This is a genomic window from Burkholderia sp. 22088, assembly GCF_052045915.1.
Lineage (GTDB): Bacteria > Pseudomonadota > Gammaproteobacteria > Burkholderiales > Burkholderiaceae > Burkholderia > Burkholderia cepacia.
In genome coordinates this window covers 331,474-351,745 of record NZ_JBQEPY010000007.1, presented here as the reverse complement: position 1 = coordinate 351,745, position 20,272 = coordinate 331,474, and the positions used below count along the sequence as shown (strand labels likewise).

18 protein-coding genes are annotated in these 20,272 nt (G+C 69.8%); 2 read left to right on the top strand and 16 right to left on the bottom strand.

Features of this window, described 5'->3' with window-relative positions; all coding sequences use genetic code 11:
• The 16 genes from ACTJLD_RS16335 to ACTJLD_RS16260 are packed head-to-tail and all read right to left on the bottom strand — an operon-like array spanning position 1 to position 17,616.
• The gene (locus tag ACTJLD_RS16335) at positions 1-1,263 is read right to left on the bottom strand and encodes a citrate/2-methylcitrate synthase (RefSeq protein ID WP_440659287.1); all 1,263 of its coding nucleotides are present in this window, start codon (positions 1,261-1,263) and stop codon (positions 1-3) included.
• A 1-nt stretch (position 1,264) separates the two neighbouring features.
• Positions 1,265-3,115 carry an acyl-CoA dehydrogenase gene (locus ACTJLD_RS16330; protein ID WP_440659286.1) on the bottom strand — a complete coding sequence of 617 codons (1,851 nt, stop codon included), beginning with the start codon at positions 3,113-3,115 and terminating at the stop codon, positions 1,265-1,267.
• Positions 3,115-4,206 (bottom strand): hypothetical protein, encoded by a 1,092-nt coding sequence (locus tag ACTJLD_RS16325; protein ID WP_049097861.1) that lies wholly within the window; start codon positions 4,204-4,206, stop codon positions 3,115-3,117. The genes ACTJLD_RS16330 and ACTJLD_RS16325 overlap by 1 nt, the downstream gene beginning before the upstream one ends.
• Complete coding sequence (locus tag ACTJLD_RS16320) at positions 4,203-5,786, bottom strand: acyl-CoA ligase (AMP-forming), exosortase A system-associated (protein WP_440659285.1); 1,584 nt, start codon at positions 5,784-5,786, stop codon at positions 4,203-4,205. The genes ACTJLD_RS16325 and ACTJLD_RS16320 overlap by 4 nt, the downstream gene beginning before the upstream one ends.
• A gap of 24 nt (positions 5,787-5,810) precedes the next feature.
• Complete coding sequence (locus ACTJLD_RS16315) at positions 5,811-6,986, bottom strand: PLP-dependent decarboxylase (protein ID WP_059688711.1); 1,176 nt, start codon at positions 6,984-6,986, stop codon at positions 5,811-5,813.
• A complete protein-coding gene (locus ACTJLD_RS16310; RefSeq protein ID WP_048027510.1) occupies positions 6,976-7,956 on the bottom strand; it encodes a ketoacyl-ACP synthase III family protein in 981 nt (326 codons plus the stop codon). The genes ACTJLD_RS16315 and ACTJLD_RS16310 overlap by 11 nt, the downstream gene beginning before the upstream one ends.
• A 3-nt stretch (positions 7,957-7,959) precedes the next feature.
• Positions 7,960-8,943, bottom strand: coding sequence for a ferritin-like domain-containing protein (locus ACTJLD_RS16305; protein WP_440659284.1), 984 nt, complete (start codon positions 8,941-8,943; stop codon positions 7,960-7,962).
• Positions 8,944-9,567: a hypothetical protein gene (locus tag ACTJLD_RS16300; protein WP_440659283.1), complete on the bottom strand. Its 624-nt coding sequence runs from the start codon at positions 9,565-9,567 to the stop codon at positions 8,944-8,946.
• Between the two features lies 1 nt (position 9,568).
• On the bottom strand, positions 9,569-10,471 hold the full coding sequence (locus ACTJLD_RS16295; RefSeq protein ID WP_440659282.1) for a hypothetical protein: 903 nt from the start codon (positions 10,469-10,471) through the stop codon (positions 9,569-9,571).
• A 7-nt stretch (positions 10,472-10,478) separates the two neighbouring features.
• A complete protein-coding gene (locus tag ACTJLD_RS16290) occupies positions 10,479-10,733 on the bottom strand; it encodes an acyl carrier protein (protein WP_006481176.1) in 255 nt (84 codons plus the stop codon).
• A gap of 58 nt (positions 10,734-10,791) precedes the next feature.
• A complete protein-coding gene (locus ACTJLD_RS16285; RefSeq protein WP_136470783.1) occupies positions 10,792-11,895 on the bottom strand; it encodes a hypothetical protein in 1,104 nt (367 codons plus the stop codon).
• A 15-nt stretch (positions 11,896-11,910) separates the two neighbouring features.
• Positions 11,911-13,230, bottom strand: coding sequence for a hypothetical protein (locus ACTJLD_RS16280; RefSeq protein ID WP_440659281.1), 1,320 nt, complete (start codon positions 13,228-13,230; stop codon positions 11,911-11,913).
• Complete coding sequence (locus ACTJLD_RS16275; protein WP_322072664.1) at positions 13,220-13,960, bottom strand: outer membrane lipoprotein-sorting protein; 741 nt, start codon at positions 13,958-13,960, stop codon at positions 13,220-13,222. The genes ACTJLD_RS16280 and ACTJLD_RS16275 overlap by 11 nt, the downstream gene beginning before the upstream one ends.
• A complete protein-coding gene (locus tag ACTJLD_RS16270) occupies positions 13,957-15,174 on the bottom strand; it encodes an ABC transporter permease (protein ID WP_175864727.1) in 1,218 nt (405 codons plus the stop codon). Before ACTJLD_RS16270 ends, ACTJLD_RS16275 begins: the two co-directional genes overlap by 4 nt.
• Entirely contained in the window at positions 15,146-15,856 is a 711-nt protein-coding gene (locus ACTJLD_RS16265; protein ID WP_060085965.1) for an ABC transporter ATP-binding protein, read from the bottom strand. The genes ACTJLD_RS16270 and ACTJLD_RS16265 overlap by 29 nt, the downstream gene beginning before the upstream one ends.
• Entirely contained in the window at positions 15,853-17,616 is a 1,764-nt protein-coding gene (locus ACTJLD_RS16260) for a fatty acyl-AMP ligase (protein ID WP_334010842.1), read from the bottom strand. Before ACTJLD_RS16260 ends, ACTJLD_RS16265 begins: the two co-directional genes overlap by 4 nt.
• A 418-nt stretch (positions 17,617-18,034) precedes the next feature.
• Between ACTJLD_RS16260 and ACTJLD_RS16255 the strand changes: the two genes are divergently transcribed.
• Positions 18,035-18,982, top strand: coding sequence for a fatty acid desaturase family protein (locus tag ACTJLD_RS16255; protein ID WP_440659304.1), 948 nt, complete (start codon positions 18,035-18,037; stop codon positions 18,980-18,982).
• A 56-nt stretch (positions 18,983-19,038) separates the two neighbouring features.
• Positions 19,039-19,911, top strand: a complete 873-nt coding sequence (locus ACTJLD_RS16250; protein WP_440659303.1) for a ferritin-like domain-containing protein — start codon at positions 19,039-19,041, stop codon at positions 19,909-19,911.
• Positions 19,912-20,272 lie beyond the last annotated feature (361 nt).

Sequence of the window (20,272 nt, the reverse complement as noted above, 5' to 3'; positions counted from 1 at the left end):
TCACAGCCAGCCGACCGGCACGGCGGCCAGCAGCCGTCGCGCAGTCGCGCTGTTGACGCCGAAAGCCGGGCGGCGCCGGCGCTCGACCGCATGCGCGGCCATCGCCGCGATGCGCGCGCCGAGCCCGACACCGACGCCCCACGACGGCGCGGCGACACCGAGTTCGAGCAGCGTCGCGGCCGTCAGGAAATCGATGTTCGGCCGCAACGCGCGACGGGCGTCGGCCTGGGCGCAGCACGCGTCGAACAGCGTCACGTACGCGCCGTCGAAGCCGTGCGCGGCGAACAGGCCGCGCATGTGCGGCGGCCGCGGATCGGCGACGAACAGCGGATGGCCGAAGCCGTACAGCGTGTGTTTCGCGTCGAGCGCTGCGTCGATCGCCGCGCGGCCGGCGGCGTCGAGCGCGGCGGGCGGTGCGTCGATGCCGCCCGGGACCGAGCGTGCGAGCGCGGCGAGCCAGTGCATCGCTTCGAGTGCCGCGCCGACGTGCGACGGGCCGCTCGCGAGGAAACCGGACGCGATCGCCTGCGTGAGCGTGACGCCGGTGCCGATCGCGACGCGCGGCGCGAGCACGGTCGGCGTGATGTAGCCGAAGCCGGCGTGCCACGCGACGAGCAGCATGTCCATTGCGGCTTGCGCTTGCGCATCGTGGCGCGTCGCGCCGGTCAGCACGAGCATGCGTTGCGCTTGCGTCGCGGCGGTATCGAGCGAAGCGCCGCCGTCGGTGCCGGCGGCAAACGGACGGCTTTCGATCGCCGCGTGCAGCAGGAACGGCGCGGCGGCCGCGCACAGCAGCATCGTGTCGAGATCGGCGTCGTCCGGCGCGTTGCCGTGCATGCGTGCCGTCACGTCGTCGAAGCCGCGCAACAGGCCGGACGCGGCCGCGAACACCGGCGCGACACCCGCCGCGCCGAGATCCGCGGCGACGGACTGCGCGGCCGAGCCGGGCGCCAGCGCTCCGGCGAACGCCGCGAGCCGCGTGCGGATCGCCGCCTCGTGCTTGCCATGAGCCGCGTTGTCCGGCGCGACGTCGAACCACAGGTGCGCGAGCGCGCCTTCGAACGTCGTCGCGCCGATCAGCGCGTTCAGGTCGAGATCGCGCACGCGCAGCGCTTCGGGCTCGAGCGTCGCGCCGTCGATGTCGGTGCCGCGATGGCGCGTTGCCGGGCGGCCGAGCAGGTTGCGCGGCGCGTCGCCGGTCGAGGTGGCCGAAGCGTTCGTGCCAGTCGAAGCGTTCGTGCCGGAATCGAGTGTCGTGTCCATGTCATTCCGCCTGCGCGAGTTCTTCGCTGCTGACGCTGATCGCCGCGTGCGCCATCGCGGCGATCACGGCCGCGTGCTGGTCGACCACGGGCAGCACGTTCGCGAAGTAGTAGCGCGCGCTTTTCAGCTTGCCGCGATAGAACGCGAGTTCGGCCGGCGTGTCGGCCGTGTCCGGCGCGTCGAGCCGGCGCGCGGCGATCGTCGCCGATTCGAGCAGCACCCACGCCGACGTGACGACGCCGAACATCTCGAGAAAACGCGTGTAGAACTGGCTGCTGCGGTGCGTGTGGCCGTCCTGCACGTCGCGCGCGATGTCGTCGAGCGCGGCGGCGATCCGGTCGGCGCCCGTGCGCAGCGCGTCGAACAGCGGGCGCAGCTCAGCATGCGTGCTCGTGTGATGCTGGCGCGCGAGGAACACGTCGAGTTCGTCGCGGTAGTACTGGATCAGCCGCGAATGGCGGCCGAAGCCGAGCTTGTCGCGCACGAGGTCCTGCGCCTGGATGTAGTTCGTGCCTTCCCAGATCGACAGGATCTTCACGTCGCGCGCGTTCTGCTCGACGGGGCTCGCGTCGGTGTAGCCGAGCCCGCCGTGCACCTGGATCGCGGTTTCGCAGATTCGCCACGCCTGGTCGGAGATGAACGCCTTGCAGACCGGCGTCAGCAGCAGTTGCAGCTTGCGGTGGCGCTCGATCTCGGCCGGATCGGCGTCGGGAGTCGCTTCGAGCATCGCCGCGCGCGTGGCGGTCGCGGCGAGCTTGCCGAGCAGGCCGCGGCAGCCGTCGACGCGGCTCTTCATGTCGACCAGCATGCGCTGCACGTCCGCGTGCTCGACGATCGCGACGCGCGCGGCATTCGTGTTCGACGCGCGCTCGATCGGCCGGCCCTGCAGCCGGCGGCCCGCATACTCGACCGCGTGCAGGTACGCGCTCGACGCGACGCCGACGCCGAACATCCCGGTACTCATCCGCGCCTGGTTCATCAGCGGCATCAGCTGGAGCAGGCCGACATTGCGCCGGCCGCCGAGCAGCCAGCCGCGGGTCGTGCCGTTCGCGCCGAACACCAGGTGCGTGTTCGCGCAGCCCTTGAGCCCCATCTTGCGCGGCAGGCCGATGCAGTCGACATGGTTCGGCTGCAGCTCGCCGGTTTCCTCGTCCGGCCAGAAGCGCGGCACGACGAGGCACGACAGCGAGAAGGAATCGGGCGACGCGGTGTCGATGCGGCCGAGCACGAAATACAGCGTGTTCTCGGTCAGCTCGTGCATGCCGGCCGAGATGTAGACCTTCTCGCCGTCGATCGCGTAGATGTCGCGTTCGAGCGGCGTCGCGCGCAGCGCGACCGCGGTGAGGTCGGTGCCGGCCTGCGGCTCGGTCGCGCAGAAGCACGCATCCCAGCGGTACGCCTCGAGCGGTGCGATCAGCGCCTTCTGGTGCGGCGTGCCGTGCATCTGCAGCAGCTTGACCGCGGGGCGCGTGAAGCCGCCGTACGTCATGAACGACGGGTTCGCGCCCATGAACATCTCGTAGATCATCTGCGTGACGATCGGCGGCAGCCCGTGCGCGGTGCCGAACAGCGTGTTCGACCATTCGTCGCGAAACCGCGCCCACAACGCGTGGAAATGCGACGGAATGCGCACCTGGCCGTCGTCGAGCAGCGTGCAGCCCTCGACGTCGGCCTGCTGGTAGCTGCGGCCGAGGTCGAGCGCGAAGTCGCGCGCGCGTTCGAGCAGCACGTCGATCGACGCACGGTCGTGGGTACCGTACAGGCCGTGTTCCGCCAGGAACTGCTTGTCGGCTTCGAACAGTTCCCACAGAAAGAAGCGCAGTTCGCGCAGGCTGACCTTGTAGGCGCTCATCATGCGTCTCCTTCGATATCGAGTGCGGCATCGAGGCCGCCGGCGAGGTCGACGACGGCCGCCGCCGCCGCGCCATGCAGTGCCGCATCCCACACGAGCACCGTGCGGCGCTCGCCTTCGTCGAGCGCACCGGCGAGCCGGATCAGCGCGGCCGCCGATTCGGCCGACGACAGGTGGCCCGATCCGTCGTGCTGAATCCGCGCGCCGACCGGGATCGACGCGGCGTCGGCCACGCGCGCCGCGAAGCCGGGATCGAAGCCGGGAGGCACGCACCAGTCGATCTGGTCGGCGCGCAGCCCGGCCATGTCGAGCGCGCGGCGGATCGCGCGCGCGGCGAGCGGCGCGAGCGTGTCGCGCAGCGCGCCCGGCGCGTCGGCCCACGGATCGGCGATCGACGGCCCGAACTCGAGCGCGACGGACCGCACGCCGCCCCAGTCGGCCGGCTCGGGCGCCGGGCCCGCGCGCGACACGAGCAGCGCGGCGGCCGCGTCGCCGTAGCCGACCAGGTCGCCGAACTGGCGGAAGAACGGATAGAGCCACTTGTCGCTGAGGATCACGAGCGCCTGGTCGCCTTCGTCGAGCAGCCCGTCGAGCAGCATCAGCGCCGAATACCAGCCGAGCGTGCCGTTCTGGCCGAGCGCGAACGGCGTCACGCGCTGCAGGCCGAGTTCGTACTGCATGCGGCCGACGACCGAGTCGCCGATGCCTTCGTTGAGCGCGCAGCTCGCGACGATCACGTGGGTCGTGCGGGCCAGTTGCCCGGAGCCGAGCTGGTCGCGCAGGTCGAGCGCGGCGTCGGCGGCGAGATCGGCGAGGCTGCGCCCGGGCGGCGCGACCCGCAGCGCGGGCCGGCCGCCCGGCGCGAGGCGCGTGCCTTCCTCGGGCGTCAGCGCACCCATCCCGCGCGGCCGCGCGAAGCGCGCCTGCGGCAGCAGCAGGTGCCGGTAACCGGGATGGCGCTCCTGCGCCTGGATCGCGCTGAACACGACGGCGGGCGGCAGCACCACGACGCCGCCGGACAGGGCGAGCGTGCCGGGCTCGGCGACGCGGCGCGCGCCGAGGCAGGTTTCATCGAGCGTCGACAGGGTCATGCGGCGGTCTCCTCGTTCGTGTGCGCGAACGCGTCGCGATACTGGTTTTTCAGCGCGGGGCGGTCGATCTTGCCGTTCGGGTTGCGCGGCAACGCCGGCAGCGGCTCGACGACGAGCGGGCTCATGTAGGTCGGCAACGCGTCGCGGCACGCGCGTGCGATGTCGGCGCGGCACGCGTCGGCGTCGAGCGTCGACACGACACACGCGGCGATCGCCTCGCCGAGCGACGCGTGCGGCACGCCGAACACCGCCGCCTCGCGGATGTGCGGCAGCGCGAACAGCACGTCCTCGACCTCGGTCGGGCTGACGCGGTAGCCGGAGGTCTTGATCATGTCGTCGCCGCGCGCGACGAAGTACAGGTAGCCGTCGGCGTCGCGCCGCACGATGTCGCCGGACCACACCGCGACGTCGGGGCGCGGGATCTCGCCGTGCCGGCGCGGCAGCGGGCGAAAGCGCTGCGCGGTCAGCTCGGGCCGGTTCCAGTAGCCGAGCGTGACGAACGCACCGCGATGCACGAGTTCGCCGGGCTCGTCGGCCGCGCATTCGCTGCCGTCCGCACGCAGCACGAGGATCTCGGCGTTCGGCACGGCCTTGCCGATCGACGTCGGGCGCAACGCCGCGTCGGCCGGCGGCAGGTACGTCGAACGGAACGCTTCGGTCAGTCCGTACATCAGGTACGGCGCGGCGTGCGTGAACAGTGCCTGCAGGCGGTGCAGCAGCGGCGTCGCGAGATGGCCGCCGGTGTTCGCGAAGCGGCGGATTCGCGTGCGCGCCGTATCGCTCCAGCCGGCCGACGCGAGCTGCATCCACAGCGGCGGCACGCCGGTGATCGACGTCACGCCGAACGCGTCGCAATGGCGCGGCACGTCGGCCGGCTGCAGGAAGTCGAGCGGCGCGTAACACGCGCCGGACGCCAGCGCGGTCGTGAGCTGGCTCAGGCCCGCGTCGAAGCTGAGCGGCAGCACGCCGAGCACGACGTCGTCGTCGGCCAGCCCCTGGTACGCGGCGACGCTGAACGCGCCCGACACCAGGTTGCGATGCGACACGACCACGCCTTTGGGCTTGCCGGTCGAGCCGGACGTGTAGAGCAGCGCGGCGGGATCGTCGTCCACCGGGCGGCCGGCGGCCAAAGGTGCCAAAGGTGCCGGAGCGCCGGCGTCGGACGCGGCGATCGCATCGGCCAGCTCCTCGATCAGCATCGTGCGGGTGCCGACGAGCGCGGCGAGTGCCGGCAGGCGCTTCAATCGCTGCGCGCCGGTCATGAACAGCGCCGCGCCGCTGTCGGCGACGATGTGTTCGATCTGCGCTTCCTTCAATTGCGGATTGACCGGCACGAAGATCGCGCCGAGTGCGTTGGCCGCGAGCATCGCGACCACGGTTTCGATGCGTTTCGGTGCGTAGATGGCGACGCGCTCGCCGGGCCGCACGCCGCGCGACGCGAGTGCGGCGGCCGCGCGGCGGACCGCGCGCGCGAGCTGTTCGTAGGTCATCGTGCCGCCGCCGTCGGCGTACGCGGGATGATGCGGCCAGCGCGCGGCGCCGTGGTCGAGCAGGTCGGCGATGCTGATCAGGGCGTTCATGATCGGCTCCTCTCTCTGGTGGGTCTAGGCAGGCCGCACGTACACGTGCGCGGCTTCGTGGGACAGGAAATGCGCCATCGAGTACGTCCGGTGATAGGCGCCGCAGCGCGCGAACACGGCGATGTCGCCGACCTGCGGCGGAGCGCCGGTATCGTCGCGGCCGATCACGTCCGCGCGGCTGCACGTGCTGCCGGCATAGATCGTCGGCACGCCGCGCGCGGGCGGTGCCGGCGTGCGGCGCACGAGCGACGGCGCGGCCAGCCGGCGCATCACCGATTCGGTCTGCGCGAGCAGGAACGCATGCGACAGCCCGCCGTCGCAGACGGCGATCGTGCGGTCCTGCCATGTCTTGACCGCGACGACGCGCGTCGCGAACACACCCGCGTCGGCGAAGATCGCGCGGCCGGATTCGTGCGCGAGCGAGTACCGGCCGGCCAGCGGGGCGAGCGCGGTCGCATAGCGCTCGAACGCGGCATCGCCCGGGTGATCGTCGGCGAAGCCGCCGCCGAGGCTCAGCGAGCCGAGCGGTGCGCCGTTGGCCGGCGCGAGATCGCGGGCGAGCGCCGCGAGCCGCTCGGGCAGCACGAGCGTGTCGGGCTGCGTGGCGTCCTGGCGGATGAACGAATGCGGGCCGGAGAACACGTGCAGCCCGGCAACGGGCAGGCCGGCGGCGGCGAGCGTGCGCACCGCGTCGTGCGCCTCGTTCGGCGTCATCCCGAAGTGGTCGTGCCACAGCGCCCGCGCGTCGTCGCCGGCCAGCGCGCCGGCATTCACGCGCAGCAGTACCGGGCCCGGCGTGCTGCCGCCGGCCGCGGCTTCGCGCGCCAGCGGCACGAAGCGCGCGACCGCGTCCGGGTTGTCGAGCACGAAATGGCAGCGCGACGCGAGCCCGGCGCGCATGAACATCTCGTCCATCGACGGGTTGTTCAGGTAGCGCGGCGTCCTGATCCGGCCGATCACCGCGTCGAGTTCGCCGCGGCTCGCGAGTTCGACGCCGTCCTCGTACGCATGGGCACAGCGCGCGAGCATGTCCTGGTTCGGGTTCGCCTTCAGCGACACGATCAGCCGCGTGCCGAGCCGCGCCTTCAGCGACCGGTAGCGCGCGATCGCGACTTCCGGCTCGTACACGTAGCACGGCGTGCGCAGGTCGGCGATCCACGCGTGGTCGCCGGCGGGTGGAAGCGGGCGCTCAGGCGTCATGGCGGCCCACCGGATGGAGCGTGGCGGCCGCATACGCGCCGCAGTTCGACTGCATCACGCCGAGCACGCGCTGCCCGCGCGCGACCGCGTCGAGCCCGACGTCGGCCAGGTTGATCGGGAAATCCGAGCAGCACGCATGGCCGCGCGCATGGATGTTCTCCGCATACAGCCGCTCGGCCGGCACGCGCATCGCGCGGCACAGCGCGTTCCAGCCCGGCAGGTCGGCGTTGTGCGGCAGCACGAGCTCGTATGCGTCGAGCGCGTGCGGTTCGAGCGCGACCGCCGCGTCGATCGCCTTGCGCGTGTACGGCCACTCCATCATGATCAGGTCGGCCTCGTTCGCGGCGACGGTGTCCGAGCCGCGATGCCATTTCGCGTGCGTCTCGATCGCGATGCCGCCCAGCCGGTTCTTCGTGCTGTTGCGCGCGATCAGCATCGCGGCCGCGCCGTCGCACTGTACGCCCGTCATCTGCCGCATCCGGTAATCCTCGCCGTACACGCGGTCGGACGACACGACGAGCGCCGCGTCGAGTTGCGGATAACGACGCATCAGCGCGCGAACGGTCTCGATGCCGGCCGCGACCGACACGCAGTTCAGCTGCGCGACCGAGCCGAGCCACAGCGGCTCGATGCCGAGCTGCGCGGCGAGCTCGTGCGGCAGGCTGCGCGGCGCGGGCGGCACGCTGAACTGCTGCGTGTGCACGTGGACGATCGCGCCGATGTCGGACGGATGCACGCGCGCGGTGTCGAGCAGGCGGCCCGCCGCCGCGATCGCGAGATCGGTCTCGCTCGTGTCGAGCGCCATGTGGAAGTAGCGGCTGCCCGACTGCGCGATCGCCGCGGCCCGTTGCGCCGGGTAGTCGCGCTCGGCGGCCCACGCCTCGATGTCGACGGGCAGGCCCGGCAGTTCGTAGGCCACCGCGTCGATACCGATCCAGAAATCGCGTGACGCTTGGGAGGAGTTCGTCATGGTTCAGTTGAGCGGCATCGCCGCGTAGTCGAGAACATCGAGTTTTTCGAAGGTCGCCTGCACGGTCGGCGTGAGCAGGCCCATCTCGCGGATCGTCGGCACCAGGCGCCGGAAGATCGAGCGGCGGATCGAGCTGGAGACCGGCGACTCGCGCACCATCGCGCTGCATTCGCGCTTCGACAGGCCCATCGGTTCCCAGATGTCGTCCGCGCACAGGTGCTCGTACAGCACGGCCGCGCCTTCGCAGACGAATTCCTCGCGCTCGCGCAGCTCGGTCGAACTCATCTCCGCATACACGCGGCACAGCGTGATCCGGCCGACCGCGAAGTGACGCGCTTCGTCGCGCTGGATCCGCAGGAAGAGATCCTTGATGAACGGATCGGTGCTGTACGCGACGACGCTCTGGAAGATCGACAGCGCGATGCCCTCGACGAGCACCTGCATCCCGAGGTTCGTCATGTCGAGCGCGCTGCTCGTGATCGTGTCGTGCAGCAGGCCCTTCAGCGAGCGGCTCATCGGGTAGCTGACGTCGAGCTTCTCGTTGACGAGCTTCGCGTACGCCTCGACGTGGCGCGCTTCGTCCATCATCTGCGCGGCGGCGCACAGGCGCGCGCTCAGGCCATCCTCGGCCGACGCGAGCTTCGATGCGCAGATCAGCGCGGCCTGCTCGCCGTGCAGGATCTGCGACAGCAGCCAGCCCTGCGCGTGATGGCGCACCTCGCGCTTGTCGGTGTCGGACAGCTTGCTCCACAGCTCGGTGCCGTAGATCAGCAGCGTCGGGTCGGGCATGCCGAGCGGATTCGCCGGGTCGAGGTCGTGGCTCCAGTCGACGTCGGTCGCGACGTCCCACTGCGCGGCCTTCGCCTTTTCGTAGAGCCGGTTCAGCGCCTCTTCGCGCAGCGCGTAGTCGTTCGACATCAGGGCGTCGACGGGCATCGACCAGCGGATGTCGGCCGTGTCCTGCATAACGGTGAGCGTGTCAGTCATTTAGGGTCTCCCCGGCCGCGCGGCGGCGCCGGAATGATGGGCGGAATCGATAAGCGTCGCGGCGGCGGCGCGCGGTGTCGGCGGATGCGGCACGAGGCGGATCGCATACGACGGCCACGGGCCGCGCAGCTGCGCGTCGAACGCATCGGCGAGTCGCGCGGGCCAGATCGCGCAGCACACGCGGTTGTCGCCGGAGAACTCGGCATCGCGCAGGATCCGGTCGCCGATCCACACGACGGGCGCGCCGCGCGCGGCGTCGCGCAGCGCTTCGTCGTACAGGTGCACGCCGAGCAGCACGTGCGGCGCGAGCAGTTCGGCCGGCAGCGCGCCGAAGTACGGCGCGCAGACTTCGATGAACACGCGTGCGTCCGGATGCACCGCGTCGCGGATTCGCGCGGTCGCTTCCGCGAGGAACGCGAAATACTGGACGTGGTCGAGCAGCACACGGCGCTCGCCACCGGATGCGTCGCCGGCGTCGTACGGTTCGCCGGCCGCTTCCGCGAGCGCGGCGCGCGCGTAGTCGGCCGGCGTGTCGAGCGGCATCCGGTACGCACTCGCGGCGACTGCGACCGGCTGCCGCGCATCGCGCTCGATCCGGTAGGTGAAGTGAACGGGCCGCACCATGTCATGCCTCGCTGTCGAGAGAGAACGTCGCGTCCGGCGCGAATGCGACGTCGGCGACCGCGTAATAGCCGTTCAGCGCGAGCGAGCAGACGGCCGCGCGGCGCGGCGTGTCGCCGTCGCGATGCGCGAGCAGCACCGACAGCCACGGGTCGCTGCCGAACGCATGCCCGAACAGCCCGTGGCCGTCGGGCAGCAACGGCGTCTTGCCGACCGACGCGAGCAGCGCGCGGCGCGACGTCGCCGGAAAGAACGGCAGCGCCGCGTGCACGCCGGGCCGCGCCGCGCAGAAGGTGCGGATGTCGCGGCCGAGCCGCACGACCGCGCTGGCCGGCGGCGCGGCGTCTGCGAGCACCGACGGTGCGGCCGGCGACGCTTCGCGGCCGACGTCGACGAGCAGCGTGCACACGCCGAAGCCCGAACGCCCCCACGCGGGGTTGCCGTGCCAGTACGTATAGCCGTGCACGTCGACGTCGACGATCTGCAGCAGCAGCGTGCGCGGCCCGGTTTCGGCCGCGGTGGCGAGCGCGCGGCGCAGCACGTAGCCCCAGCCCGCGCATTCGTACGAACAGGTCATCCAGTCGGGCGTGTAGTCGTTCGCGCCCGCGAGCGCCTGCGCGAACACGCGATGCTGCGGCGAATCGTTCATCAGCAGCATCGACAGGATCGTCGAGCTGACCACGTAGTCGTCCGCGCCGACCGCGCCGCACAGCCGCTCGCGTTCGGCGCACGCGAGCGAGCCGATCGCGCGGGCCGTGTCGTCGAGCGGCACAGCCGCGCCGTCGCGTGACGGCGCGACGCGCCGGTACGCGAGCGCCTGCACGGTCAGCGCGGTCGCCGGGGTCGCCGGGGCCGCCGGGAGCGGCTCGGCGGCGGCGGCCGCCACGGTCGCAAGGGGCGCGAGCATCGTCGTGTCAGGCGGCGTGCTGCTGGCTGCGCAGTTGCGCGTCGAGCTGCTGCAGCGTCGTGTACTGCGTGATGTTCAGCGCTTCCGGGTCGATCGAACCGTAGAGCTGTTCGCAGAACACGATCAGCTCGACGATGTTCAGCGAATCGATGCCGAGTTCGCCGATGCCGGCATCGGTGTCGACGGTCTCGACATTGAGGATCTTCGCGACTTCGCGGGACAGGATGTCGAGCGCGTCGGCCGGAACGTTCTGGGTCGTCATGAGAGGAGCTCCTGGTAATGAAGTGGGTTGATCGGGATCGATCGGCCTGTCGCGTGGGTCAACTGCCGGCTTCGCAGCGCAGGCTCTTGCGAAGCTCGTGATAACAACGGTACGAACTGCCTTCCATCTTCGAAAACGCCAGCAGGTCGCGCTGGTCGTCGAACGTCGCGACCCGGCCGTCGCGCACGAGCGCCGTCAGGAACTCGTTCGACAGCAGCTTGATCGCGAGCACGCGCTGCACCTTGCCGAAGCTGTAGTGCGCGTCGTCGGTCTGGCTGCACGCGGCGTCCGCGATGAAGCGGTGGACGGCGCGCGCGTCGGCGTCGAGTTCGACGCGGCCGGTTTGCGCGAGCCATTCGACGTGCGCCATCAGCGCGCGGACGAAGTAGGGGCGCACGACGGTCAGGTACTTGTTGAACACGGTCGGGCCGCCGATCCGCAGGCGATCCTCGGCGCTCACGCGCACCTGGCCGCCGACGTTCGCGAGTTGCAGGTTGCCCGCCAGAAACGGCGCGCCGCAGGTCGTGCGCTTGAGCTTGCGGTACTCGTCGGGCCACACGAGGTACGCGGCCGGGAACATCACGCCCGGCAGCCGCGCGGCGACGACCGCCATGCAGTCGCGATGCGCTTCGATGCCCCACACCTTGTCGACGGTGAGCGCAAGGCCGTTATCGTCGCTGCGCACGACCGTGCGCCAGGCGGCGAGGGTCGGGCCGCCGCCGTCGCTCATCAGGAACGCGAAGTTGTGGCCGCTGTCGATGCAGTCGCATGCGCGACGGTTCTGGTCGTCGGAGAAGAACAACCCGAACATGATGCGGATGAACGCGCGCATGAACGGCTTGAACAGGTGATGAAACCCTTCGCGTTCGATCTGGCCGAGCAGCGCTTCGGTGAGCGGCGCCTCGTCGTGCCGCAGCGGCGTCGATGCGGACGAATCGGGCAGCACGTCCGGCGTGGCGGCGCGCAGCGCGATCACCATCTCGCTGTCGAGCAGCCGCACGGCGGCCGCCTCGACGAGCCGGGCGGCCGCGCGCGGCGGCGTGCCGATGGTGCCGATCGTGTCGAGGTGCCGCAGCACCGGATACGCGGCCTGGTCGGCCACGCGCAGCAGCGGCGGCGGCGGCAGGTCGGCGGACGAAGCGGGGGCGGAAAGCGTGGACATGGGGCGGGGTTCCTGTCAGAAGCGCACGCGCACGGCGGCGTCGATACGGGTGCCGAGACCGACCATCCGGTACTCGGAGTTGCTGTCGGAGAACGCGCGGGTGAGCGCGACATCGACGCTCACGCGCTTGTTCACGTCGGCGACGACCTGGGCGATTGCGAGCAGGCCCTTGTCCTGCGGCGAATACACGCCGCGCAGCGAATACTCGACGCGGCCGATCTTCTTGCCGAGCCGCGCGAACAGGTAGTCGCGCAGGTTGCCGTCCGCGCTCACGAAATCGGCGGTGCCGCCGAGGCCGGCCAGCGCGGGGCCGGGCGCGACGGGCAGCAGCGCGTTGTTCGCGCGCACCGCGCCGACCATCCGGCGCCACTGGTTCGCGTCGTAACGCGCCTCGTCGTGCGACCACTCGACGATCAGCGACAGGTTGCCGGGCAAGGCGCTCTGCATGCCGACCGCGCTGCGCCACATGACCTGGCGGTCGTTGCGGCGATCGACGGCGTCGTACGCGGCCGGCGAATCGAGCGGCGTGCCGTTCGCGATGAAGGCCGGCAGCGGCCGTGTCGTGCCGCGTTCGAGCCACGCGCTCGCATAGACGGTGTTCGAGCGCGCGACGTCGAACGACAGCGTCGCGCCCGTGCCGCCGCGGCCCGCATGACGTCCGGCGAGCAGCGCGGCCGAGCCGCCCGACCAGTTGTACGCGCCGCGCACGAGTTGGGTCGCGCCCTGCACGTCGCGGTTGTCGACGTCGTTGCGCAGCGTGCGGTTCTCGCCGGCGATGAACTGCAGCGTGGCCTGTTCGCCGGCCCATTTCGCTTCGACGAGCGGCGTGCCTTCGACGTCGCCGTAGCGGTCGTAGATGTCGGCGGTCGCGGCCCGCTTCTGGAAGAAGCCGAGCGGGAAGAACGCCTGCGACGTGTCGAGCGGGTCGATCCGCTTGCCGGCGGTGAGCGTGATGCCGTTGTCGAATGCGTAGCGCACGCCGGCCTCGTTGAAGCGGGTGGCCTGCGCGCCGAGCGAATGGTTGCTCGCGACGGCGCGTGCGTTCAGGAACAGGTTCTCGCCGTCGATGCGCGCGAGCAGGCCCGCTTCCTGCTGGTTGCGCGGCTGGTCGCCGATCAGGCTGCCGAGCAGCGCATGACCGTCCATGCTGTCGACCGAGCGTGCGTAGGCGATGCCGTTCAGCGTGCTCAACTGTTCCATCAGCGATTCTCCGTGCGCGAGCGTGCAGCCGAGCGCGAGCGGAACGGCGAGTACGACGCTGGGCCAAAGGCGGCCGGACGAGGGACGAGGGCGGTCACGACGGGCGTCGGCATGGGCGTCGTGGTCACTGGCCATCGGCAAGCGTGTCGGGGTTGAACCAGCCCGACGGAATCTTGCGCGGCTGGCCGTCGAGGATGTCGACGACGCTCGCGCGCTGCTTCTCGATCTCGTTGCGATAGGTGATCTTGCGGATCACCTTGCGCCCGTTCGCATCGACCGGCGCGGAGAAATCGGCGCTGCGGAACAGCAGCCCGCTCGCGAGGAAGAACTGCGCGCGCACCGGCACGTCGGTGTCGGGCGTGACCCACAGCTTGATTGTCGGGTAGACGTTGTCGGGATCGGTCGCGGTCAGGTCGAGCTCGGTGGCCGGCTTGCCGGCGATCGTCGTCGCGCCGGGCGCGGCCGACGCGCGATAGCTGTCCGCCCAGTGCGTGCGCGTGATGTCGCTGATCACGACCTCGCCCTGCAGCCGCTGCATCCCGTTGATGCGTACCGCGCTGTGCGTGTTCGGCACGTAGAACCAGTGGCCGCGCGTCGTCGCGAGATACTTCTGGCCGTCGTTCTCGCCGCTGCGCGTCAGCGCGAGCGTGTCGCCGTTGCCGCGCGTGTAGACGAGATAGCGCGTCGCGTCGCCGGATTGTCCGCCGACCTCGTTCGTGATCTGGATGTTCGTCTGCGTGTCGGCGGCCGTGCTGCGGTACGCGTCGGCACGGGCGAGCATGGTCTGGGCCGCCGGTGCGTCGGCTGCGTGGGCGAGCGGCGCGCACGCGACGAGCGCGGCGACCATCAGGCGGATGCGGTTCATGGGGCGAGTCCTTCGAGGATGTTGCGTTTGGCGAGCCCGAGCGTCGCGAGCAGCGCGGCGGCCACGCCGAGCACGACGAACGCGCCTTCGACGGCGGCCACGGCGGCCGGCGAAACCGTGAATTCGAGCAGGATCGGCTTCACGCGGCCCGGCGGCGCGGGCAGGTGGATCTGCGCGTGGTTGAGCACAACCATCGTCAGCAGCGCCGCCGCGATGCCGGCGGCCGCGCCGAGCAGGCCGAGGAACGCGGTCTCCTGGATCAGCACGCCGCGCACCGTCGCGGCCGGCACGCCGAGCGCGCGCAGCGTCGAGATCTCGCGGCGGCGCTCGACGATGCTCATCAGGATCCAGTTGCTCATCGACAGCAGGATCGTCACGCACAGGATCGCGCCGAACACCGAGAACTGGTTCTTGTACAGCGCGACGACCTGGTGATAGAGCGACACGAGCTGGTCCCAGGTCTTCACGTCGAGCGCGGGCAGCGCGGCGCGCAGCGTCGCGGCGGCGGACGGCGTGTGCGCCGTGTCCGACAGGAACACCGCGATGCGCGACGCGCGGTCGGTGCGCAGCAGCGCTTGCGCGGCCGCGAACGTCACGTCGACGATCCGTTCGTCGACGTCCTTGTTGCCCGTGCTCATCACGCCGACGATCTGCGCGTCGGTCGCGTTGATGCCGCCGTGCGCGGTCGAGGCCATCAACTGCACGACCGAGCCGACGTGCACGCCGAGCTTGCGCGCGAGTTCGGCGCCGACGACGACTTCGGTGCCGGCATTCGCGGGCGACAGGTAGCGGCCCGACAGCACCGTGTGATAGTCGAAGAAGCCGGGCGGCTCGCGGTTCGGCTCGATGCCTTCGCCGACGAAGCCGTAGCTGAGATCGCCGTTCGAGATCAGCCCGTCGAAGTCGATGCCGCGCGCGGTGGTGGCGACGCCGTGCAGCGCGGCGACGGCGCGCGCGGCGGCAGCCTGCTCGTCGGCGGTCAGCCCGTACTGCAGCGGCCGTTCGCCGATCAGGTCGAGATAGCCGTGATGCAGCACCTGCACGTGGCCGACGCCGCTGTCGATCGAGCCTTCGCGCACCGCGTCGAAGGTCGCGATCACGTACCCGAGCGCGAGGCTCGACGCGAACGCGGCGACGCCGATCATCGCCATCGTCAGCACGGTGCGGCGCTTGTTGCGCCAGAGGTTACGCCACGCAAACGTCGACCAGTTCACGATTCACTCCCGGTACGCCGTCGCGCATCTCGATGCGGCGCGGCAGGTGCGCGCACAGACGATCGTCGTGCGACGCAATCAGAAAGGCGGTGCCCAGCGTGCGGTTGGTGTCGAGGATCAGCTCGGCCACCGCGCGCGCGTTGGTGCTGTCGAGGCTGGCGGTCGGCTCGTCCGCGATCACGATCGCCGGCTCCTTGGCGAGCGCGCGCGCCAGCGCGACCCGTTGCTGCTCGCCGCCGGACAGCTCGCCGGGGCGGTGGCGTTCGCGCGCGGCGAGTCCCACCGCGTCGAGCATCGCGCGGGCGCGCTCGCGGCGCGTGCGCGGCGTGCCCCACGCGAAGCAGCCGAGCTCGACGTTCTCGAGCGCCGACATCACCGGAATCAGGTTGAACTGCTGGAACACGAAGCCGATGCGCTCGCGGCGGATCCGTTCGAGCGTGTCCGGCGCGTCGTCGATCCGATGGCCTTCGAGCCAGCGTTCGCCGCTGCTCGGCACGTCGAGAAAGCCGGCCAGGTTGAGCAGCGTGCTCTTGCCGCTGCCCGACGGGCCGACGAGCGCGACGACGTCGCGCGGGCCGATCGAGATCGACGCGTCGCGCACCGCGACGACGCGGCCCGCGCCCTCGTACACGCGTGTGACGTCGCGCAGCTCGAGCACCGGCGTGAGCGGGGCGGCCGTCATGCGTACGCTCCCTGGCCGGCTTCGGCCGCCGCCGCTGCGTGGATGACAGGCAGCGCACCGTTCGCATAGAGGTCGCGGCATTTCAGGCGCTGCAGCTTGCCGCTCGTGGTGCGCGGCAACGAGCCGGGCTCGACGAAGCACAGATCCTGCGCGGCGAAGCCGATGCGCGACGCGAGCAGCTGCTGGCACTCGGCGCGCGTCTGCGGTGTCGCATCGGCGGGCCGCGCCTCGATCGCGACGACCAGCCGCTCGGTGCCCGTCTCCGGGTCGGGCAGCCCGAACGCGATGCACGTGCTCTTGCGCAGCGTGCGATGCGATGCCAGCGCTTCCTCGATGTCGTGCGGGAAGTAGTTGCTGCCGCGGATGATGATGACTTCCTTCTTGCGCCCGAGGATATGGAGCTGGCCGTCCGAGACGTAGCCGATGTCGCCGGTGCGGAACCAGCCGTCGGCCGTTAGCGGCGCGGCGATCGAGCCGTCGTCGGGATTCAGGTAGCCGAGCATCACCGACGTGCCGCGAATCGCGACTTCGCCGACGGCGCGGTTCGCGAGGGCGTGGTCGCCGTCGTCTAGGATCCGGAAGGCCATGCCGTCGATCGGCGTGCCCATCGCGAGCACGGTTTCGGTCTCGGTGTCGGCGCCGTCGTTCGCGGCGGCCGGTTGCGCGTCGCGGCGCTCGATCAGCGCGCGCCGGTCGAGCGTGTCGGCGATCAAGTACGGTGCGCCGTCCACCGTGCCTTCATGCCACGCACGATGCATCGATACCGCGAGCGTCGATTCGGCCATCCCGTAGCACGGCTGCAGCGCCGATGCCGCGAGGCCGTATGGCGCGAACGTCGCGGCGAAGTCGCGCAGCGTCGCGTCGTCCACGCGTTCGCCGCCGATGAAGATGTTGCGGCACGCGGACAGGTCGACGCCTTCCATCGCGGCGGCGTTGAAGCGGCGCACGCAGTAGCGCAGCGCGAAGGTCGGCACCGACGTCGTCGTCGCGCGCGCCGACGCGATGCGCTTCAGCCAGCCGAGCGGATTCCGGATGAAGCTGTTCGGCTGCATCATCAGCAGCGGCGCGCGGTAATGCAGGTTCGACAGCAGCGTGAGCAGCCCCATGTCGTGATAGAGCGGCAGCCACGAGGCGGTGCCGTCACCGGCCGCGATGTCGAAGCGGACCGACCCGCCGATGCCGAGCACGTTCGCGATCACGTTCTCGTGGCTGAGCACCGCGGCTTTCGGGTGCGACGTCGAGCCCGACGTGAGCTGCACGTGATGCGGGTCGTGGCCGCTCTTCGCGCTGATCAGCGCGCGCGCGCCGGCATCCGCGGCGATCGACAGCGTGTCGAGATCGACCACGCGCGTCGATGCCGCGGGAAACGCGTCGTCGCGCCACGCGGCGGCCTGTGCATCGGCGGCAATGACGAGGCGCGGCCGGTACAGCTCGCACGCGACGTCGATCACTTGCCTGCCGGCGGTGGCGCGGCGCGCGGGAACGGGCACGGTGCAGGGCAGCGCGCCCGTCATCACGCAGGCCATCATCGCGACCGCGTGCTCGACCGACGCGGGCAAGGCGAGCATCACCAGGTCGTTCTCGCGCACGTCGAGTTCACGCAGCGCGCCGGCCTGGTGAAACACTTCTTCCGCGAAGCGCCGGTACGTGATGCCTGCCTCGTTGCCGGCCTCGTCGACGAACGTCATGCGATGCGTGGCGCCCGCGACGTCCTCGAGCGATTCGATCAGGCGATGAATGGTGGATGCGCACTTCGTCACGAGAATCTCCCGTTGAGGAACACGGCCGCTCGTGCCACGGTGCCGGCGGCGCCGTTCGTCGAGTGAGGGGGATTCTTGCCGGATCGACGTGACACGACAAACGGAATATTTGCAGGCTATGCATGAGCGGCACGCATCCACTCGTGTCTGCCCCGCACGTATGCATCTGAACCCGCGTCAGGTGAATGGCCGGTACGCATTCGACCGGTCGTCTAGTTCACGATGTGGTGCGCTCATGCGCCGGCGTCATGCAATGCGTTCGGAAAATTCGTTTGTCCGAAGCATCGACTCACAGAAGAATTGCAACCCGGCAGCGCGCCAGCGTCGCCGTGTCATGGCGCCGGGCAGGGTCCGGCTCAAGGAGAGCGTCTTGTCCGTCACCTCATCGCTTGTCGCCCGTCAGAAACCGGTTGCAGACATGAAGAGCCGCCCGAGCGGCGTCGTCTTCTCGCTGAAGCTCGCGGTATACGTTGCGCTCATTGCGCACGGCATGCTGTTCGCGCTGTCGACGTATGTGATCCTGAAGATCGTCGGGATCCTGCTGATCGGCGCGATGTACGCACACGGCGTCGAGCTGCAGCACCAGGCGCTGCACTACCAGGGGTTCCGGAGCAAGCGGCTCAACATGGTGTTCGGCGTGCTGCTCGGCATGCCGATGCTGGTGTCGTTCCACGCGTACCAGGACAGCCACCTGCGTCATCACCGGCTGCTCGGCACGCCGGAGAACAAGGAGTTCTTCGACTACGGCGACCAGTACGGCGCGAGCCCCGTCGTCAATCTCGGCCGGTGGGCGTGGCGGCTGTCGATGGCCGCGCACTATATCCAGTTCGCGAAGAACGTCGCGAAGCTCGTCGTGCCGGGGGCGCGCTTCGGCGACAACCCGCTCGTGTCGCGCGCGATCCGCTGCGATCACCTGCTGATGGTCGCGGCGATCGCGCTGCTGGCCGGCGTGTCGGTCGCGCTGCACACGTGGTTTGCCGTGTGGGTGTGGGTCGTGCCGCTGGTGTTCGTCGCCGCGCCCGTGCATGCGCTGGTCGAGATGCCCGAGCACTACCGCTGCGACTTGACGAGCACCGACCCGTTCCGCAACACGCGGACGATCGAGAGCAACGCGTTCATGACGTGGTTCACGAACGGCAACAACTATCACGTCGAGCACCACATGATGCCGAACCTGCCGATCGAGCGGCTGCACGACCTGCATGGGGCGATCGGGCCGCGCATCCGCTATTACCACCGCACGTACCGGCAGTTCTATTACGCGCTGCTGCGCGGCAGGCTGGCGCCGCGCACGGTGGACGACGATGCGGACGAGCGTGCGCCCGATGCCGAAACGGCGGCGCCGGCGTCCACGCAATCGGCATGACCGCGACGGGGCCGGCCGCCCGCGTGCGTGCCGTGCCGGAACGTTGTTCAACGACGGTGACGACGATGCTCTATCCGGAATTATTCAGGTCGCTGGAAGCGGTGCGCTGGAACATGGAGACGGATATTCCGTGGAACCGGTTCGACGCGTCGCTGCTCACCGACGAGCAGGCCGAGACGATCAGGATGAACGCGATCACCGAATGGTCGGCGTTGCCCGCGACGGAAATGTTCCTGCGCGACAACCGGCACGACAGCGACTTTTCCGCGTTCATGAGCGTGTGGTTCTTCGAGGAACAGAAGCATTCGCTCGTGCTGATGGAATACCTGCGCCGCTTCCGGCCGGAGAGGGTGCCGACCGAAGCGGAACTGCACGCGGTGCGCTTCGAATTCGACCCGGCGCCGCCGCTCGAGACGCTGATGCTGCACTTCTGCGGCGAGATCCGCCTGAACCACTGGTACCGCTGCGCGGCCGACTGGCACACCGAGCCGGTCATCAAGCAGATCTACGAAACGATTTCGCGCGATGAAGCGCGCCATGGCGGCGCCTACCTGCGCTACATGAAGAAGGCGCTGAACGACTGCGGCGACGTCGCGCGCGCGGCGTTCGCGAAGATCGGCGTGCTGATGGCGTCGGCGCGCCGCACCGAGAAGCCGCTGCACCCGACCAACCTGCACGTGAACCAGGCGCTGTTCCCGCGCGATACCGTGCAGTCGCGCCTGCCCGATCCGGAATGGCTCGAGCGCTGGCTCGACGAACAGATCCGGTTCGACGGCGAGTGGGAAAAGAAGGTCGTCGAGCGGATCCTGCACAACCTGTCGATCCTGTTCGGGCGCACGTTCACGACCGCGCAGGAGCTGAACCGCTATCGCCGCGAAGTGACCGCGCGGACGAGCCGTGTGGCGGATGGCGTGGTGGACGGCGTATAGCGGATCCGTGCCCCGTCCAGCTTGGGCGGAACCGATTCCGGCCGGCAAGATGACGTAGTGCGCACGGTGTCCCGTATCCGGCCGGCGGGATATTCATTTCCGGACATAATGGGTTCATCAATTTCCTGTTATTGCATGATTCAATCAAAATTCATGCGTTTAGTATATTTTCATAAACATGAAATTCAGGATTTAAATGGTATTTCGCGTGTATGTTGGCGTGTGTTTTCTTTCCGTAATGCGGCAAATGAAATGATATGTCGGGTGATTGAAATTGTATTGTAGGCACGGGGCGCGATTCCGGTGTGGCGTCGAGATGTCCGCCGTGACATCGATTTCTGCCCGCAATCCCCTGTTTTGG